This is a genomic window from Pedobacter sp. AK017 (assembly GCF_014200825.1).
Classification (GTDB): Bacteria; Bacteroidota; Bacteroidia; order Sphingobacteriales; family Sphingobacteriaceae; genus Pedobacter; species Pedobacter heparinus.
This window is the reverse complement of the sequence record NZ_JACHCW010000003.1, coordinates 266,471-281,906: the sequence shown is the minus strand read 5'-3', so window position 1 is coordinate 281,906 and position 15,436 is coordinate 266,471. Positions and strand designations below refer to the sequence as shown.

The 15,436-nt window shown below is 42.2% G+C and carries 11 protein-coding genes and 1 tRNA gene; 3 read left to right on the top strand and 9 right to left on the bottom strand.

All coding sequences use genetic code 11. From position 1 onward, the window contains the following. Positions 1 to 93 precede the first annotated feature (93 nt). Both HDC92_RS06200 and HDC92_RS06195 read right to left on the bottom strand, forming a co-directional pair. Complete coding sequence (locus HDC92_RS06200; protein ID WP_183873061.1) at positions 94 to 1,530, bottom strand: SusD/RagB family nutrient-binding outer membrane lipoprotein; 1,437 nt, start codon at positions 1,528 to 1,530, stop codon at positions 94 to 96. A gap of 11 nt (positions 1,531 to 1,541) precedes the next feature. Beyond that, positions 1,542 to 4,694: a SusC/RagA family TonB-linked outer membrane protein gene (locus HDC92_RS06195; protein ID WP_183873059.1), complete on the bottom strand. Its 3,153-nt coding sequence runs from the start codon at positions 4,692 to 4,694 to the stop codon at positions 1,542 to 1,544. 345 nt (positions 4,695 to 5,039) lie between these two features. On the opposite strand from HDC92_RS06195, the gene HDC92_RS06190 reads away from it, so the two are divergent. Continuing rightward, complete coding sequence (locus tag HDC92_RS06190; protein WP_183873057.1) at positions 5,040 to 7,166, top strand: S9 family peptidase; 2,127 nt, start codon at positions 5,040 to 5,042, stop codon at positions 7,164 to 7,166. 32 nt (positions 7,167 to 7,198) lie between these two features. On the opposite strand, the gene HDC92_RS06185 is transcribed toward HDC92_RS06190, so the two are convergent. From HDC92_RS06185 to HDC92_RS06160, 6 genes are all read right to left on the bottom strand, one after another. Further along, a complete protein-coding gene (locus tag HDC92_RS06185) occupies positions 7,199 to 8,098 on the bottom strand; it encodes an AraC family transcriptional regulator (RefSeq protein ID WP_183873055.1) in 900 nt (299 codons plus the stop codon). 2 nt (positions 8,099 to 8,100) lie between these two features. Then, a complete protein-coding gene (locus HDC92_RS06180) occupies positions 8,101 to 8,865 on the bottom strand; it encodes an SDR family NAD(P)-dependent oxidoreductase (protein WP_015808164.1) in 765 nt (254 codons plus the stop codon). A 32-nt stretch (positions 8,866 to 8,897) separates the two neighbouring features. Continuing rightward, positions 8,898 to 9,776: an SDR family oxidoreductase gene (locus HDC92_RS06175; RefSeq protein WP_183873053.1), complete on the bottom strand. Its 879-nt coding sequence runs from the start codon at positions 9,774 to 9,776 to the stop codon at positions 8,898 to 8,900. 200 nt (positions 9,777 to 9,976) lie between these two features. Further along, positions 9,977 to 10,048, bottom strand: a tRNA-Glu gene (locus HDC92_RS06170). Positions 10,049 to 10,183: 135 nt separating this feature from the next. After that, positions 10,184 to 11,614 (bottom strand): chromosomal replication initiator protein DnaA, encoded by a 1,431-nt coding sequence (gene dnaA, locus HDC92_RS06165; protein ID WP_015808173.1) that lies wholly within the window; start codon positions 11,612 to 11,614, stop codon positions 10,184 to 10,186. 197 nt (positions 11,615 to 11,811) lie between these two features. Further along, positions 11,812 to 12,489: a pseudouridine synthase gene (locus tag HDC92_RS06160; protein ID WP_015808174.1), complete on the bottom strand. Its 678-nt coding sequence runs from the start codon at positions 12,487 to 12,489 to the stop codon at positions 11,812 to 11,814. Positions 12,490 to 12,850: 361 nt separating this feature from the next. Here HDC92_RS06160 and HDC92_RS06155 point away from each other — a divergent pair, with 361 nt between their 5' ends. Together HDC92_RS06155 and HDC92_RS06150 are read left to right on the top strand one after the other, a co-directional pair. Beyond that, positions 12,851 to 13,513: a DUF6266 family protein gene (locus HDC92_RS06155; protein ID WP_183873051.1), complete on the top strand. Its 663-nt coding sequence runs from the start codon at positions 12,851 to 12,853 to the stop codon at positions 13,511 to 13,513. Positions 13,514 to 13,515: 2 nt separating this feature from the next. Further along, complete coding sequence (locus HDC92_RS06150; RefSeq protein WP_015808176.1) at positions 13,516 to 14,157, top strand: DUF6266 family protein; 642 nt, start codon at positions 13,516 to 13,518, stop codon at positions 14,155 to 14,157. Positions 14,158 to 14,166: 9 nt separating this feature from the next. On the opposite strand, the gene HDC92_RS06145 is transcribed toward HDC92_RS06150, so the two are convergent. Next, entirely contained in the window at positions 14,167 to 15,423 is a 1,257-nt protein-coding gene (locus HDC92_RS06145; protein WP_015808177.1) for a murein hydrolase activator EnvC family protein, read from the bottom strand. Between the last annotated feature and the right edge of the window lie 13 nt (positions 15,424 to 15,436).

The window sequence follows — 15,436 nt, the reverse complement described above, 5'->3', positions numbered from 1 at the left end:
TGTAAATTTATTGCAGTTGAAAATAAATGCTAAACACCGGTTTTTGTTGCATTAAGCATACAAAAACCGGTGTTTAAACTCCCAATAGGAAAGCTATGGTTTGTCCCACCAAAGCGGCGTACTCAAAGGTACTTCTGCTGGTACATTAGAACCGTTCTTTGAGCGCTCTGAAGCAGGATATGCCACTCTTCTGATAAAAGTAGGTAAAACTGCTCCCAGCGGAAGCCTGAAATTCTTATACTGGTAATCAAACCTCCTCATGTCATTCCAGGATTCAGGACTTAAATAAGATGCAGCGTATTTCTCTTTGAAAATTAATGCTAATGTTAAGTTTGCTTCGCCTACACTAACAGTTGTACTGTTCACATAAGCCTCCCTGTCTGCCAGAAGCACCTGTAGTCTGTCCATATTGGAGCGGATACCGGCAAGGTAAGCCTGATAGGCTCTGGTTCTGCCGCTTGCCCCTAAGCGGAAAGCCGCTTCAGCTTCTATAAATTTAAGTTCCGCATAAGTGAAAATATACAACGGTGAAGTTCTGTTAGTCAGCGGGCTGCTCAAACTCACGTAATTTTCATTACGCAAGGTATTAGCTCCTGTATTTGGTCTGTTACCTTCACCATTACGCGTACCAATGTATATTCCATCTACAGTTTTATCTGTGATTTTTGCCAGACGAGGATCAAATAAACCGTAAGTTGTCCCGTTCATATGGTTAACAAAGTTCTCAGACAACCAGCCATCCAATAAATTACCCGCATTATTTATCGCTACCTGTGCCCATGGGTTAACTCCACTGAATACTGCCATAGACGCTTCCTTCGTAGCCGGAAGATAGGAATTGTCAACTGCCGTCAATACCGCTGCAGCACTATAAGTTGATTTTTTCGATATTTTGTTCAAAAATCTGGCTTGTATTCCGTAGGCAGTTCTTAACCAGTCTGCCCTTACACCCGCATGGATCAGATCTGAAGTAGCATCTAGTTTTATCGTAGCAGTAGTCAATTTCAGGTTGTTTATACTTTCATTGATCAGGTTAAGAGAGGTTTGGTACAAAGCTTCTTCCGAATCGTATTTAGGGGTAAGCGAACCGCTTGTAGCAAAAGCATCAGTATACGGAGCGCTGCCCCAGGTATCGGCAACCAGGCCCAGCGTGTAAGCCATCAGTAACTGCGCCACACCTAAGTGCTCTGTAGCACCGGCAGCCTGGGCCTTACCAATCATATCAGCCAGATCGGCCATCGCATAATAAGCATTGTTCCATTGTGTGGTATTATCTGTGATCTGATAGGTATCAGTTGCACCATTTGCTGAGGGGCTGGCCAGGTACTGCGCATAATAATTGTTAAAGCTGGCAAAGCGCTGTGTATTTAAAGCGGCCTTTTGCGTTGCTGTAGAAAGCATGGCATTGATCGGAGGGTTTTGCACCAGATTAGGGTTTTCGTTCTGATCAAAATACTTTTTACATCCTGTATTGATAGCTGCAATGCTCACAAGCAGGATAAAGATCGAAAATATATTATTTCTTTTCATAGTCGTTATACTTAAAAACCAACATTTAATGAGAACAGGAAGCTGCGCACCGCAGGATAAGTCATACCGGCAAAACCTTCGACATTTGATCCACTATTGGTAGTGGTACTTTCCGGATCAAAGCCATCATATCCAGTCCACAGAAATAAGTTGTTACCTGTAACCGATACATTTACATTTTTAACAAAGCTGTTCTTTATCCATGTTTTAGGAAGTGTATACGCCAATGACATAGAGCGCAGCCTTACCCATGAAGCATCTTCGATAAAGGTTTCAGAAACACCTCTATGTACATTTCTATAGTAACCATTTCCATAGTTAATGCCTGTAGCTGGATCAATTCCTTGACCAAGCCATACCTCTTTGGTATTTGGGGTACCATTGGCCAGCAAACCTTCAAAAAGCTTATGTTCAGTTCTGTTCTCTGTATACTTCGCTATTCCAAAAGCAGAAAAATAATTCCCAAGTTGATTATAGCGGTCTTGGCCTACCCTGGCATCAAACAACACATTTAAAGAAAGGTTTTTATAACGGAAAGTATTGTTCCAACCGCCTATCCAACGGGGCTGCACATTTCCCAGTTTTTTCTGGTCCGAGGAAACGCCAATGATGGGGAATCCATCTGCGCCAATTAACAACGGCCTGGAAGGATCACTGGCTTCAGATGATTTATCTAAACCTGCTGCAATTTCTTCCGGAGAGAAATAACGTTTATATTCGGTGCCATATAAAGTTCCGTAAGCCTCACCAGGTATCAATTTCATCGTTACACGTGCGTTCAAGTAACCATGCTCATCAGCAGCAACAATCTCTTTAAGATCAGATCTTAAAGAAACTACTTTGTTACGGTTCGCCGAGAAATTCAACGTAGTTTCCCATGAAAAGTCGGTCGTTTTAACCGGAGTGCCGGAAACACTTACCTCTATACCTTTGTTACGCATACTTCCCGCATTAATGGCAGCAGTTGCATAACCAGTAGTTGTAGATACCGGCACACTGATAATCTGGTCTGTACTTAAAGAATGGTAATAATTTACGTCAAATCCAATTCTGTTACTGAAAAGCCGCATGCTCAAACCGCCTTCGTAAGTATCAGTAAACTCCGGTTTCAGCGTTGGATCACCGAGTTGTGCAGGTCTGGTAAACCCGGTATAGCCTGTAGGAAGGCCCGTATAATTGGCATATCCAAGGCTGGTTGCATATGGTGCGGCATCTTTACCAATTCTGGCATAAGAAAATTTAAATTTGGCGTTACTGATTGCCGCCGGAAGTTTGATATGGTCAGAAAAAATATAACTTAAACTAGCCGATGGATAAAAGAAAGTGTTATTTGGACTGGCCAGTGATGAGGATTTGTCATTTCTGCCTGTTAAAGTTAAATACAAATAATCTTTATAATTTAACGATAGCTCACCAAATACACCCATTAACCGGTATTTTTCATCATAAGTACCGGCAGTCAGAACCTTTGCATTACTTAAGCTAAAGAAGTTATACACCGTTAGATCAGATCCTTCTATCGCGGTCCTGTAAATGTGCCTGTCATATAAGTCGTGGCCTAGTCGCAAAGTACCGGTTAAATCGCTGGATAATTTTCCCTCGGCGCTTGCAATAAAGGTACTGTTGATACTGCGAAACTGATTGGTATAATTGCTGATTAGACCATAACCGGGAGCAGCGTCAGAACCATTGTCGTCAACCAGACGTTCACCAACTAAGCCCTGAAATCCAGGTGCGGTTGTTTTCCTGTTATCACGATAAGTATCAACCCCTGCACGATAACTTAAGTTCAGCCATTTTAAGGGCTGATATGATAAATTTGCGCTACCGATCAAGCGCAGTACATCATCACCAAAACGTTTACTTTCTGCAGCATACCTTGGATTGGTGGTCTCCCCATACGACCGCATCGTACCATTGTCTTCCAAATAATCATTCACATCATGACGCGGCGACCAGTAAACCAATTGCTCTACATATCTTCCTGCATTATATTTATTGCCACCTGTATTGCTTACAGCAATAGAAGCACCTGCACTAAGCTTTTCACTCGGCTTAAAAGTAGTATTCAAGCGCCCTTGCAGGGTTTTAAAATCTGTTGAAGGCAAAACCCCCTTTTGCTGGCTCTGAGAAAGAGAGGTTAAAAAAGTAATTTTTTCAGAACCACCAGAAATGCTTATCCCATTTCTGTACTGGCTACCGGTGGTAAAAGCATCTTTAAAATGGTTGTACAGCTTATCAGGATGTGTAGGATCAAGTTTCTTAGCTTCTTCCACTGTCGGCCCAAAAGAAGGCCAGAAATCATCCTTATTGTATACTCCTAAAAAGCCTTGGCTAAACTTGTCCTGTATCTCAGGCATGGTATTTACATTTTCAAATCCGTAAGTGCCCTGGTAGTCAATTTTAATGGTACCCGCTTTTCCGGATTTGGTAGTAATTACAACAACTCCATTCGCTCCCCTCAATCCGTATAATGCAGTTGCAGCACCGCCACGAAGGATGTTCATAGATTCAATATCATCGGGGTTCAGGTCCACCGCCCGGTTACTCGCACCATAGGCATCCCCCTGAGTTGACGTGCTGTTATCCATTAAAATACCATCAATTACAAATAAAGGCTGGTTATCTCTGGCCGGGTCAATTGAGTTTACCCCCCTTATCTGGATTCTGGAACCCTGACCTGGTGCACCGCCGGTACTACCGATTGTTACACCGGCAACTTTGCCTTGCAGCGCATTTACCACATTGGTCTGTTTATTTGCAGTCAGTTCCGATCCGCTTACCGATTGTGCAGTGTACCCCAGCGACCTCTGGTCACGTTTAATACCCAACGCAGTAACCACTACTTCTGTCAGTTGCTTGCTATCCACGGCAAGTACAACATTAATAATAGACTGATTGCCAACGGGTATTTCTTTGGTAAGATATCCAACATAACTAACCACCAATATCTGGTTATTACCAGATACCTGGATTTTGAAATTTCCCAGTGCATTCGTTGTTGCGCCAGTTGAGGTTCCTTTAACTTTAATGCTTACTCCAGGTAAAGGGCTGCCGTCGTCAGAGGCGGTAACCCGTCCGCTTACATCTTTTGTTTGTGCCGTAACAGATGCGACCCATAAAAAAAGAAGTAATAAAATACTCAATGTAAACTTTCTTTTCATAATGATTTAGTTTAGTAGTTTATTGATCGTTTATATAAAAATCTTTGCTCGATTATTGGTTATTGAATCAAATGGGGTAAGATGTTATTGTGGTTTCTGGTTCTTATTGTCGGGTTTAGCGTTAAAAAATAGCAGAACAAACCTGAGAGCTGCTTAATGCCGGTTTTTGCAGGTTTATATGCAGTTAATTCTCGAATACAATATAATTATATATTAAAAGATTTACCAATAAATAATAAAAAATTGTATTATTTTTTTTCTTCTGTAATTAATTTTAATAGATTGAACTGATTTTTGAAGAAAAAAACACGTTTTTAATGCATTTTTCACCCTTGTAAGTTAACTATGAAAAAATTATCTTTATTTACCTTGCTTTCCATAATAGGGCTTTGCAGTGCCTGCCTCATTCACGCACAAACCCTTAGTCTTCGTGATGTAAAAAGCTATCCGTTTCCTACAAGTCTTACTGCTGCCGCCACTGGCAACAAAATAGCATGGGCATTTGACGAGCAAGGGAAACGAAATGTATATGTCGCAGAAGCACCCGATTTTAAAGCAAGAAAACTTACAGATTACAATGAAGATGATGGTCAGGAAATCAGTAGCCTCTCTATTTCTGCCGATGGAAACTGGGTTGTGTTTTTAAGGGGGGGCGATCATGGTTCCAACTGGAACGATGAGGCACCAGTAAATGTAAATGCCAGCCCCGAACCTCCAAAAGTACAGATACACGCACTGAGCTTTGATGGCAAACAACATATCGTAATCGGAGAAGGAGAAAACCCGATCCTATCACCTAAAAGCGACCAGGTGCTTTTTACCAGGAAAGGACAGGCATGGATAGCCAGCCTGGCTGCTGAACCCTTAGCAAAACAACTGTTCCAGGCAAATGGCATTACAGGAGAAATGCAATGGTCACCAAAAGGCAATGCCATTGCATTTGTGTCCAACAGGAGCGACCACTCCTTTATCGGTATTTATACCGACAAGAACACGGCGATAAAATGGCTTTCTCCCTCCTTTAACCGCGACAGGTCGCCCCGATGGTCACCAGACGGAGACCAACTGGCATTTGTCCGTACACCAGGACGTGGCGGAGCAACAGATTCTATTTTAAGCAGAAAACATCAACCATGGGCCATCTGGAATACCGACCTGAAAACCATGGAAGCCAGACAGGTATGGAAAGCCCCACAGACCCTTGCAGGATCGCCGCCTACCACCCAGGGCGGCACCAATTTAAACTGGGGTACCGGCAACCGGATCCTGTTCGTCTCTGCCCAGGACGGCTGGTCTCATCTCTACAGTATTCCAGCCGCTGGCGGGCCCGCTTTATTACTTACCCCAGGGGAATTCATGGCCGAACATATCGTTTTGAGCCCAGATAAGAAATGGCTTTACTTTAGTGCCAATACGGGCAAAGATTCCAAAGATATAGACCGGCGTCATATCGCTCGTGTGCCTGTAAACAAAGCAGCAATGGAGGTGATAAGTGAAGGTACGAACCTGGAATGGACGCCTGCAATTACCGGAGACTCAAAATATATCACCTTCATTACCTCTATCGGGCAACAACCACCATTGCCGGCAGTTATTCAATTGGATAAATTAAAACAGTTCAATAAGGAAATTAAACTGGTAGCTAAAGAAAATATACCCGCTAGCTTTCCAACATCACTATTGACCGCACCAAAACAAGTATTTTTTCATGCTCCGGATGGTTTGCTGATCCATGCGCAGCTCTTTGAAGGAAAAGGAAAAGCACAAAAAAAACCGGCCATCATTTACATCCACGGCGGACCTTCCAGGCAGATGTTACTGGGCTGGAACTATTCCGAGTACTATACCAATGCCTATGCCATGAACCAGTACCTGGCCAGTTTAGGCTTTACCGTACTTTCCGTGAATTACCGCATGGGTATCGGTTATGGATATGAATTCCAGAACGCCCCCAATTGTGGTACCAAAGGCGCCGCAGAATATCAGGACATTAAATCAGCAGGCCTCTGGCTCAGCAAGCAGCAAAACATTGATGCCAGCAGGATCGGAGTTTACGGTGGCTCCTATGGTGGCTATCTGACCAATATGGCGCTGGCTAAAGATTCAAAACTTTTTGCAGCCGGTGTAAGTATACACAGTATGGGCGATCTTACCCTCGACAATGACCGCCGCATGCCCGAACGTTTCGAAAAAGCACCAGATGCCGAACTGGCCTTAAAAACCATATGGGAATCATCCCCCGTTGCCCATATCGGCGGCTGGACATCTCCGGTGATGCTCATCCATGGCGATGACGACCGCAACGTGCATTTCAGCCAGAGTACCGACCTGAACAAAAGACTTCTGGAAAAAGGCATTGAGGTCAGCTCGCTTGTTATTGTTGACGACACCCATCACTGGATGAAATATGAAAATGTAATGAAAGTTAACCAGGCAGTTGCCGATTTCTTTAGTAGAAAGCTAATGCCATGATTTGGTATATCCTTAGTAGTCAAAAACTTTAGTCAGTTAAAAGAATTCTTAAATTCCAAAGGTGATAAATTGGTTTTATTCTTAAATAGCTTACTAAAACTTTGTGGGTGTTCAAAGCCCAGTTCATAAGCTATTTGTGATACTGAAAGGTCGGTTGTCGAGAGTTTTATCTTCGCTTTCTCTATCAGCTTTTCGTGGATATGCTGCTGGGTGTTCAACCCGGTAAGCGATTTGAGTAAAGAAGCCAGATACCCTTTGGAAACATGCAGCTGGTCAGAAACGTATTGTACCGAAGGTAATCCTTTTGGCGCATCAACATCATTGAAATAGTTATCCAATACGGCTTCCATTTTTTCGAGTACCTGATGACCTGATTTTTTTCGGGTAATAAATTGCCGCTGATAAAACCGTTCAGCGTAATTGAGCAAAGTTTCAATCTGCGAAACAATAATATTATGACTGAACTTGTCAATATTGTTTCCGTATTCCTGTCTGATATTGGTAACGATGCCATTGAGAATCTCTTCTTCCTTATCTGACAGAAACAAAGCCTCGTGTACCGAATAATCAAAAAACTCGTATTGACTGATAATTTTTGCCAGGGGCGTATTCCATAAAAGGTCGGGATGTACTTTCAATATCCAGCCAGAGCGTTGCTCTTTTGAGTTTTGTCCGGGTTCTACAGTCAGCACCTGTCCGGGGGCCATAAAATACATCACACCTCCATCAAAGTCGTATTCTTGCTGTCCGTATCGCATTTTTCCCACCCCCCGTTTCAAAGAAATAGAATAGAAGTCAAACACAAAACTTTCCGTTTGTTCAGATACATGAGCAACCGAACCGTAATCAATCACACTAATCAGGGGATGCTCCGGTTGTGGAAGCCCTCTCAATTTATGAAACTCACTGATGGTCTTTATTCTTCTTGGCATGGTTATAAGGCTTGTCCGCCGGAAACTTCTATACGTTGACCATTGATCCAACCGGCCTCATCACTACACAAAAAGGCGACAACACCCCCGATATCGTCCGGCACACCAACACGCCCCAAAGCTGTAAAACCGGCAATTTGCTCGTTTATATCTTTATTGTCCCGAACACGACCGCCGCCGAAATCAGTTTCAATAGCACCGGGAGCCAACACATTGACACGTATTTTCTTTGGTCCCAGTTCTTTCGCCAAATATCTTGTAAGCGTTTCCACTGCAGCTTTCAAAGAACCATACACAGAAGATCCCGGCATAGTAATTCGTGTAAGTCCGGAAGATATGTTTACAATTCCACCCCCCTCATTGATAAAAGGCAATATTTTCTGAATTAAAAAAAACACTCCTTTGTAATGGATATTAAAAATGGCATCCAATTGTTCTTCTGTAGTATCTGTTGCCGGGGCATACAAAGCTGTTCCTGCATTGTTTACCAAGAAGTCGAGGTTTGGATTTTCGTAAGTTTGATTCAGGTAAGCGGTCAACTCATTTATAAAACCGTCAAAAAGTCTTGTGTTGCTGGTATCCAGCTGAAAAGCTTTCGCTTTTTGTCCGGTTTTTTCAATGGCCGCTACCACTTCATCTGCTGCTTCCTTATTACTGTTATAGGTAATCATAACATCCAGTCCCTTTTTAGCAATAGCCAAAGCTATATTTCTTCCCAAACCACGGCTTCCACCAGTAACCAGGGCAATCTTGCTGCTTGTTTTCATTTGTTTAATTTTTTTATTAAAGTTCGACTTTTTTAATTGAAATAATTTTGTTCCATGTCTTCTAACAAGCCAATATGGATTGGCTTCCAGCCCAATTGCCTCTGTGTTACAAGGTTTGTAGCCGGACTATCGAAACTGATAAAACCACTCATCCATTCAAAATGTTTGGTCAGATCATCTCCTGACAAGGAAACCAAAGGAAGTTTAAGTTTATGAGCAATTAGCTCGGCAATTGCTTTTACCGGAATACCATTATCGGCTACAGCATTATATAAAGCTCCCTTAGCAGCCCGTTCCAATGCCAAACGGAAAATTGTTGCGGCATCCATACGATGTACTGCCGGCCAATGATTGCTGCCATCTAAAGGATAAGCAGAGACACCATTTTTTTGAGCCTGCTGTATGATAAACGGAATGAAACCTTTATCATCAGCATCATGAACTGAAGGTGATAAACGTATCACTGAAGCATTCAGCCCTTTTTCTGCCAATGCCAAAGCGGTGATTTCTGAACTTCTCGGCGAGTTTCGTGCCTTATCATTTTCAGTAATAAAACCATTTGATTTAGGTAAGCCTAAAATGCCTGCGGTTATAATGATGGGCTTTTCAGTCCCGATTAATACATTACCCATCGCATTAATGGCCGCTTTATCTGTATCATTTGCTTTGGCATATTGATTGAAATCGTGGATAAAAGCAGTATGAATGATACCGTCTGCCTGCAAGGCTCCCTGTTGCAATACGTCCAGATCCTCCAGGCTGCCCATCAATACTTCGGCGCCAGTTTCATGAATAGATTTAGCTGATTTCTCCGAACGGGCAAGCCCTATTACCTGATGCCCTGAATGGATAAGTTCCTTTACTACCGCCGACCCTACAAAACCCGAAGCGCCTGTTACAAATACTTTCATAATTTAATCATTTTAATGATACAAAGATGTGAAGTATCTAAAAGGCAGATGTAGCCAAAACGAAGTTTGTTGTAGCCAAAAAGCATATATACCTGATTATTTTATGGAAGAAAATATAGGCCACATCCTCAGGACAAGAAAAATCATATTAAAAAACAAAAGAGCTAATCATAAAATTAGCTCTTTGTATATTTATTTTGTAGCCCGCAGGGGAATCGAACCCCTATTTCCAGAATGAAAATCTGGCGTCCTAACCGGTAGACGAGCGGGCCATCATTATGGCTTTTTTGCGCTGCAAAGGTAATATTCTCCTTTAATCGTCCAAACTTTTTTTGAAAGTTTTTCATCAAAACCTAGCCCCTCTTTCCGATCATTCTGATCCTGTTGCATTTACGCTAAAACAAACATTAGTTCATTTTTAATTTCTTCTCAATGTCATTTACATAAGCCCTGAATTTCTTATCCGTCTGTATCAGGTCTTCTACAGTTTGGCAGGCATAAATCACTGTAGAGTGGTCTCGCCCTCCAAAAAATGCACCAATGGTTTTTAAAGAGCTTTTGGTCATGCCTTTGGCCAGGTACATCGAAATCTGGCGGGCCTGCACTACCTCACGTTTACGGGTTGGCGCTTTAAGCAAATGAACCGGAACTTCAAAATAGTCACAAACCAGTTTCTGTATGTAATCAATGGAAACCTCTTTAGTTGTATTTTTAATGAAATTTTTGAGCATAGATTTAGCCAGTTGCAAATCTATTTCCTTCCTGTTCATGGTCGATTGGGCCAGTAAAGAAACCATTGCCCCTTCCAGTTCCCGAACATTATTATCAATATTATGTGCTACGTACTCTACCACTTCATCAGGTAAATCTATGCCATCAGCATACATTTTTTTTCTTAGGATGGCAATTCTTGTTTCCAGTTCAGGTACCTGCAAATCTGCAGAAAGCCCCCATTTAAAACGGCTCAACAACCTTTCTTCCAATCCTGACAAATCTTTAGGCGCCTTATCAGAAGTAATGATGATCTGCTTGCCCGACTGATGCAAATGGTTAAAAATATGGAAAAAGATATCCTGTGTTTTTTCTTTGCCTGCAAAGTTATGTACATCATCCATGATGATCACATCCATAGCCTGGTAAAAGTTCACAAAATCATTAATGGTGTTGTTCTTTAACGATTCAACAAATTGCTGGCAAAACTTCTCACATGACACATAGATCACCAGTTTATCCGGCAGGTTTCTCCTGATCTCGTTACCGATGGCCTGGGCCAGGTGGGTTTTCCCTAAACCTGAAGAACCATAAATCATCAGGGGATTGAATGAGGTAGCACCAGGCTTAGCTGCTACAGCATGTCCGGCCGAGCGTGCCAAACGATTACAGTCGCCCTCAACATAAGCTTCAAATGTATAACCAGGGTTCAATTGTGGATCTACGTTCATTTTCTTCAGCCCTGGAATCACAAACGGATTTTTGATGTCCCTGTTGATGTTTACCGGAACTGGCATAGACTGTTTCTTGTTGCCTGCACCATTTCCGTTAGATGGCATATTAGTTGTATACGGCAAAGCTCCGTTACTCGATTTGTCTACCACTATATTGTATTCCAGCCTGCCTTCATCACCCAGCTGCTGCTTTACTGTTTTACGCAACAGGCCTACATAATGTTCTTCCAGCCATTCGTAGAAAAATAAGCTGGGTACCTGCACAGTTAAAACCTTGTCTTCCAGCTTAAGGGCAGATATCGGTTCGAACCAGGTTTTGAAGCTCTGGGCCGGGATATTATCCTTTATAATCTGGAGACAGTTATTCCATACTTGTGTACAAGTGATTTGCATATTTTTCTTTAATATTTTATGGTTTTGTTAATAATAAAACAACAGGTAAACCTTGTTGTTGGGGATGCGAAGATGGTAAAATTTACCAACATTCGGAGGGAAAATCTGACCTTTTTTATAACTCCTTAAGCAGCAAAAGAATAGAATTCTTGTTTATCCCAACTCCTGTGGATAACTCTTTTTATGTCTAAAAGCTTTTACCATTTCATCAAGTCCATCACCCTCAAAAATTCGGTCTGTACCGAAGCCTTCAGCTGCACTTGTTTACCGGTAACCGGGTGCAAAAACGTCAATTCCGATGCGTGGAGCAACATTGTAGTCATATCCCAGGTTTCTTTAAAAAATTTATTCTGCTTGTTACAGCCATGTTTACGGTCCCCTATTATCGGATAGAATATATGTGCAAAGTGCTTGCGCAGCTGGTGCATACGTCCTGTTGTTGGACTGGCCTCAACCAGCGAATACCTGGAAGTAGGATGCTTTCCAAAAGCAATATCCAGCTCTGCACGCTTTAAAGTAACAAAAGCAGTAAATGCCTCCTGTATCGTCCCGTTCTCTTTGGCAAGCGGATAATCGATAGCCATCTGATCGGGTGCATAACCACGCAGTACAGCCAGGTATTTTTTTTGTACTTCCCCATTCATAAATTTCTGCTGCATTGCGGTTTCCACATCCTTCTCAAAAGCGAAAAGCAATAATCCCCCGGTTTTCCTGTCCAGTCGGTGTACTGGGCTAACATGCCTGTTTACCTGGTCTCTGAGCAACTGTAATGCAAACTCTTTCGCATCATTGGCTATCGATGACCGGTGTACCAGTAATCCATGTGGTTTATTGATGGCAATTAAATGGTCGTCCTGATATACAATTTCAAGCATTTACTTTTTTACACAAAGGTAAGGCTTTTCTCTGTTATGCCCTACCCATTCTAATGCCCTCTTACAGGGTAGCATATAAAGATATAGTAATAACAATATTAAAACATAATGAATACAGAATTAAAATATCTTTAAGTTACCTTTTACTTACCCTTGAGATACCGTTGAAATACCCTATATGGTATTCCAACGGTATCTCAAGGGTATTTTAACAGTATCATAATTATGTATTCATATTATAATTATTTAATTGTCACTATATCGTCATATAAAACCCTTTAGTAAGACTTCTCTTGATTTAATGCTATCTTTATAATCGCCTGTCATTGAAGGTGATAAGAAATCTAACCAAATATTAGCGATGGCTATTGCAGAAAACGGCCCTGGTGGCAACCACAAGGGCAAATTAGGGAATGTGGTGTATTACATGCTGAATGGCAAAAATGTATCGCGTTTAATTGGTAAAACCACCAAACCTCCTACTTTATTACAACTCGAATCCAGGCTGGCAACCAAAATGTGCAGCGCAGTGCTCAGCCGTTTGAAGGGCTTCATCAATACGGGCTTTAGCGTAGCTGCCATTAAAACTAAGGACAATGCTTTTAACGAAGCCACCAAAGCCAACAAAAAGAACATCATCAAAGGAATATATCCCGATCTGGAAATTGCTTACGACCGCCTCCAGGTGAGCACAGGTCCTTTAATGCCTGCACAAAACTGGCTGGTAACGCCAACCGAAATTGGCTTGCAGTACAGCTGGGATACCGACCCGGAAATGCCCTGGCCTGAAGCTACCGACCAGGTGATGATGCTGGCCTATTTCCCTACAGAGGAAAAGGTATACTTTAACCTTTTTGGCAACAGCAGGCTATCGGGCAGTGATGTGCTGGAAATTCCGCCTAGTATGCAGGGTAAATACATCGAAACCTATATCTCTTTTATTGCTGCCAACAGGAAACAGCTGGCTGACAGTACCTATACCGGGTATTTTAACCCCGAAACAGCTGAAACCTTAAATTCATAAGCATGGGTATACAAAGATCGGGGATCCTTGGTCCCTTCCGCAATAAAGTAGGGCCGGCAGTTGGCCGCCACCATATGGGCCAGGATCTGCTGCTCCCTCTTCCGCATACGAGCAATAAGCCGCCTACGCCGGCGCAAACGGAGGCGCGCCTTAAGTTTGGCCTGCTGAATAGCTTTTTAAAAAGAATTAAGCTGTTGGTAAATGTAGGTTTTAAGGCTTATGTAAAGCACAACAGCCCGGTAAATGAAGCTTATTCTTACAATGCCGACCGGGCTTTTGTTAAAGATGGCGACAGTTTTTTGATCAACTATCCAAAAATGGTGTACAGCAGGGGGCATGTGGTTGGCCCTGAAGGGGCGCAGGTAAGCTCAGCTGATGGAAAGATTACTTTTAGCTGGCAGGCCCAGAAGCAGTCGGCCTATTGCCAGTATACCGATCTGGGCAGTTTTCTGGTGTATCATCCTGTGAAGGACATGGCGGTTATTTTACAGGGCAAAGTGAACCGGTATGCCCAAAGTTTTGTAATCCAATTGCCTGTAGATTTTCCGGGTGACAAGGTGCATTGCTACATGAGCTTTGCTTCGGCCAATGGAAAATTGCAGGGGGATAGCTTGTATGTTGGGGAACTGGTGGTGGTAGCTTAATTGTTAAAACTATTTAGCAATCCAGGCTTCAGGATTCAGTTTGGTCTGCCCCCTCATGATCTCAAAATGCAAAACAGGGCCATCTTCTTTTGAAGCAACCACACCTAACGTTTGTTTGGTTTCCACCTTATTGCCTTTGGCTACACTAACCGTTTTTAAATTCTGATAAATGGTAAAATAATCCCCGTGCCTTAATGCTACGATATAGGTGCCATATAATTCCCGTACAAATAAAACTTCCCCTTCAAATACGGCTTTCACTGCAGCTCCCTGTTCTGTTAAAATATTGATCCCATCATTGGTATAGTTGGCCTGCCCTTCTGTGTGGTTACCAAACCGCTCTACAATAGAATACTGTCCAACAGGCCATGGCAACCGGCCCCTGTTATTTTCAAAACCAGCAGATAGTTTTGCCGATTCAGGTGAAGCCGTCAAATAACTACTGTTCGTTTTTTCTTTTGCTACAGGCACAGGCCGGCCTTCTGCTATAGCCTTTTGAGCGGCAAGCCGTTCTTCTTCTTCAGCTTTTTTTCGGGCCAGTTCAATTTCACGCTGTATGGCCGATCTGATGGCCCGGTCAATTTCAGCCTGTTTACGTTTACGCGCTGCAATGTCCTGTCTGAATTGTTTTTCCTGACGGCTGATCTGGTTCAGCATCTGGGCCTGTTCTGTTTTATTTTTGCCCAGTTTTACTTTCTCCTGCTGCTGTTCTGTCAATAAATTGCTTTTCTCTTTCAGGTTTTTATCCAATACCACAATTTTGTATTCTATCTTTTTCTGGGTACCCTGTATATAGTCAGCTTGTTTTTTACGGTATTGCCCAAATTGCTGGAAATATTTAATTCTTTTATAGGCCTGGTTAAAATTATCAGATGCAAAAATAAACATCATCTTTTCATAAGCATTCCTGTTGCGCTGGGCAAACCGTACCATTCCTGCATATTCGTTTTTTAACTGGCCAAGCTGACTTTTTAAAGAATGAACTTCGTTCGTATTTTCATGGATCTGGTTATCCAGGTTTTTAACTTCAGAATTAATGATCGAAATTTTATTCTGCATCAGCCTGATCTTCGAGTTAATAGCCCTGATCTGGCCCATGGTAAGCCTTTTAGTGCTCGAAGTTTCATTAAGGTTCCTTTGCAACAAATCGATTTCCCGTTGTATGGCTTCTTTATTTCTTCTAAGCTCTGCACTGGTTTGTGCTAATGCAACAGTAGTAACACAAATAAAAAGGAATAGTAAAAATAATCTCTGTAGTAGCTTCATCGTATAACCAAAA

Coding starts and splice junctions, on each gene's coding strand:
- HDC92_RS06145 (WP_015808177.1), bottom strand. CDS start 15,423: ATGAAGCTACTACAGAGATTATTTTTACTATTCCTTTTTATTTGTGTT.
- HDC92_RS06160 (WP_015808174.1), bottom strand. CDS start 12,489: ATGCTTGAAATTGTATATCAGGACGACCATTTAATTGCCATCAATAAA.
- HDC92_RS06175 (WP_183873053.1), bottom strand. CDS start 9,776: ATGAAAGTATTTGTAACAGGCGCTTCGGGTTTTGTAGGGTCGGCGGTA.
- HDC92_RS06180 (WP_015808164.1), bottom strand. CDS start 8,865: ATGAAAACAAGCAGCAAGATTGCCCTGGTTACTGGTGGAAGCCGTGGT.
- HDC92_RS06185 (WP_183873055.1), bottom strand. CDS start 8,098: ATGCCAAGAAGAATAAAGACCATCAGTGAGTTTCATAAATTGAGAGGG.
- HDC92_RS06190 (WP_183873057.1), top strand. CDS start 5,040: ATGAAAAAATTATCTTTATTTACCTTGCTTTCCATAATAGGGCTTTGC.
- dnaA (WP_015808173.1), bottom strand. CDS start 11,614: ATGCAAATCACTTGTACACAAGTATGGAATAACTGTCTCCAGATTATA.
- HDC92_RS06200 (WP_183873061.1), bottom strand. CDS start 1,530: ATGAAAAGAAATAATATATTTTCGATCTTTATCCTGCTTGTGAGCATT.
- HDC92_RS06195 (WP_183873059.1), bottom strand. CDS start 4,694: ATGAAAAGAAAGTTTACATTGAGTATTTTATTACTTCTTTTTTTATGG.
- HDC92_RS06155 (WP_183873051.1), top strand. CDS start 12,851: ATGGCTATTGCAGAAAACGGCCCTGGTGGCAACCACAAGGGCAAATTA.
- HDC92_RS06150 (WP_015808176.1), top strand. CDS start 13,516: ATGGGTATACAAAGATCGGGGATCCTTGGTCCCTTCCGCAATAAAGTA.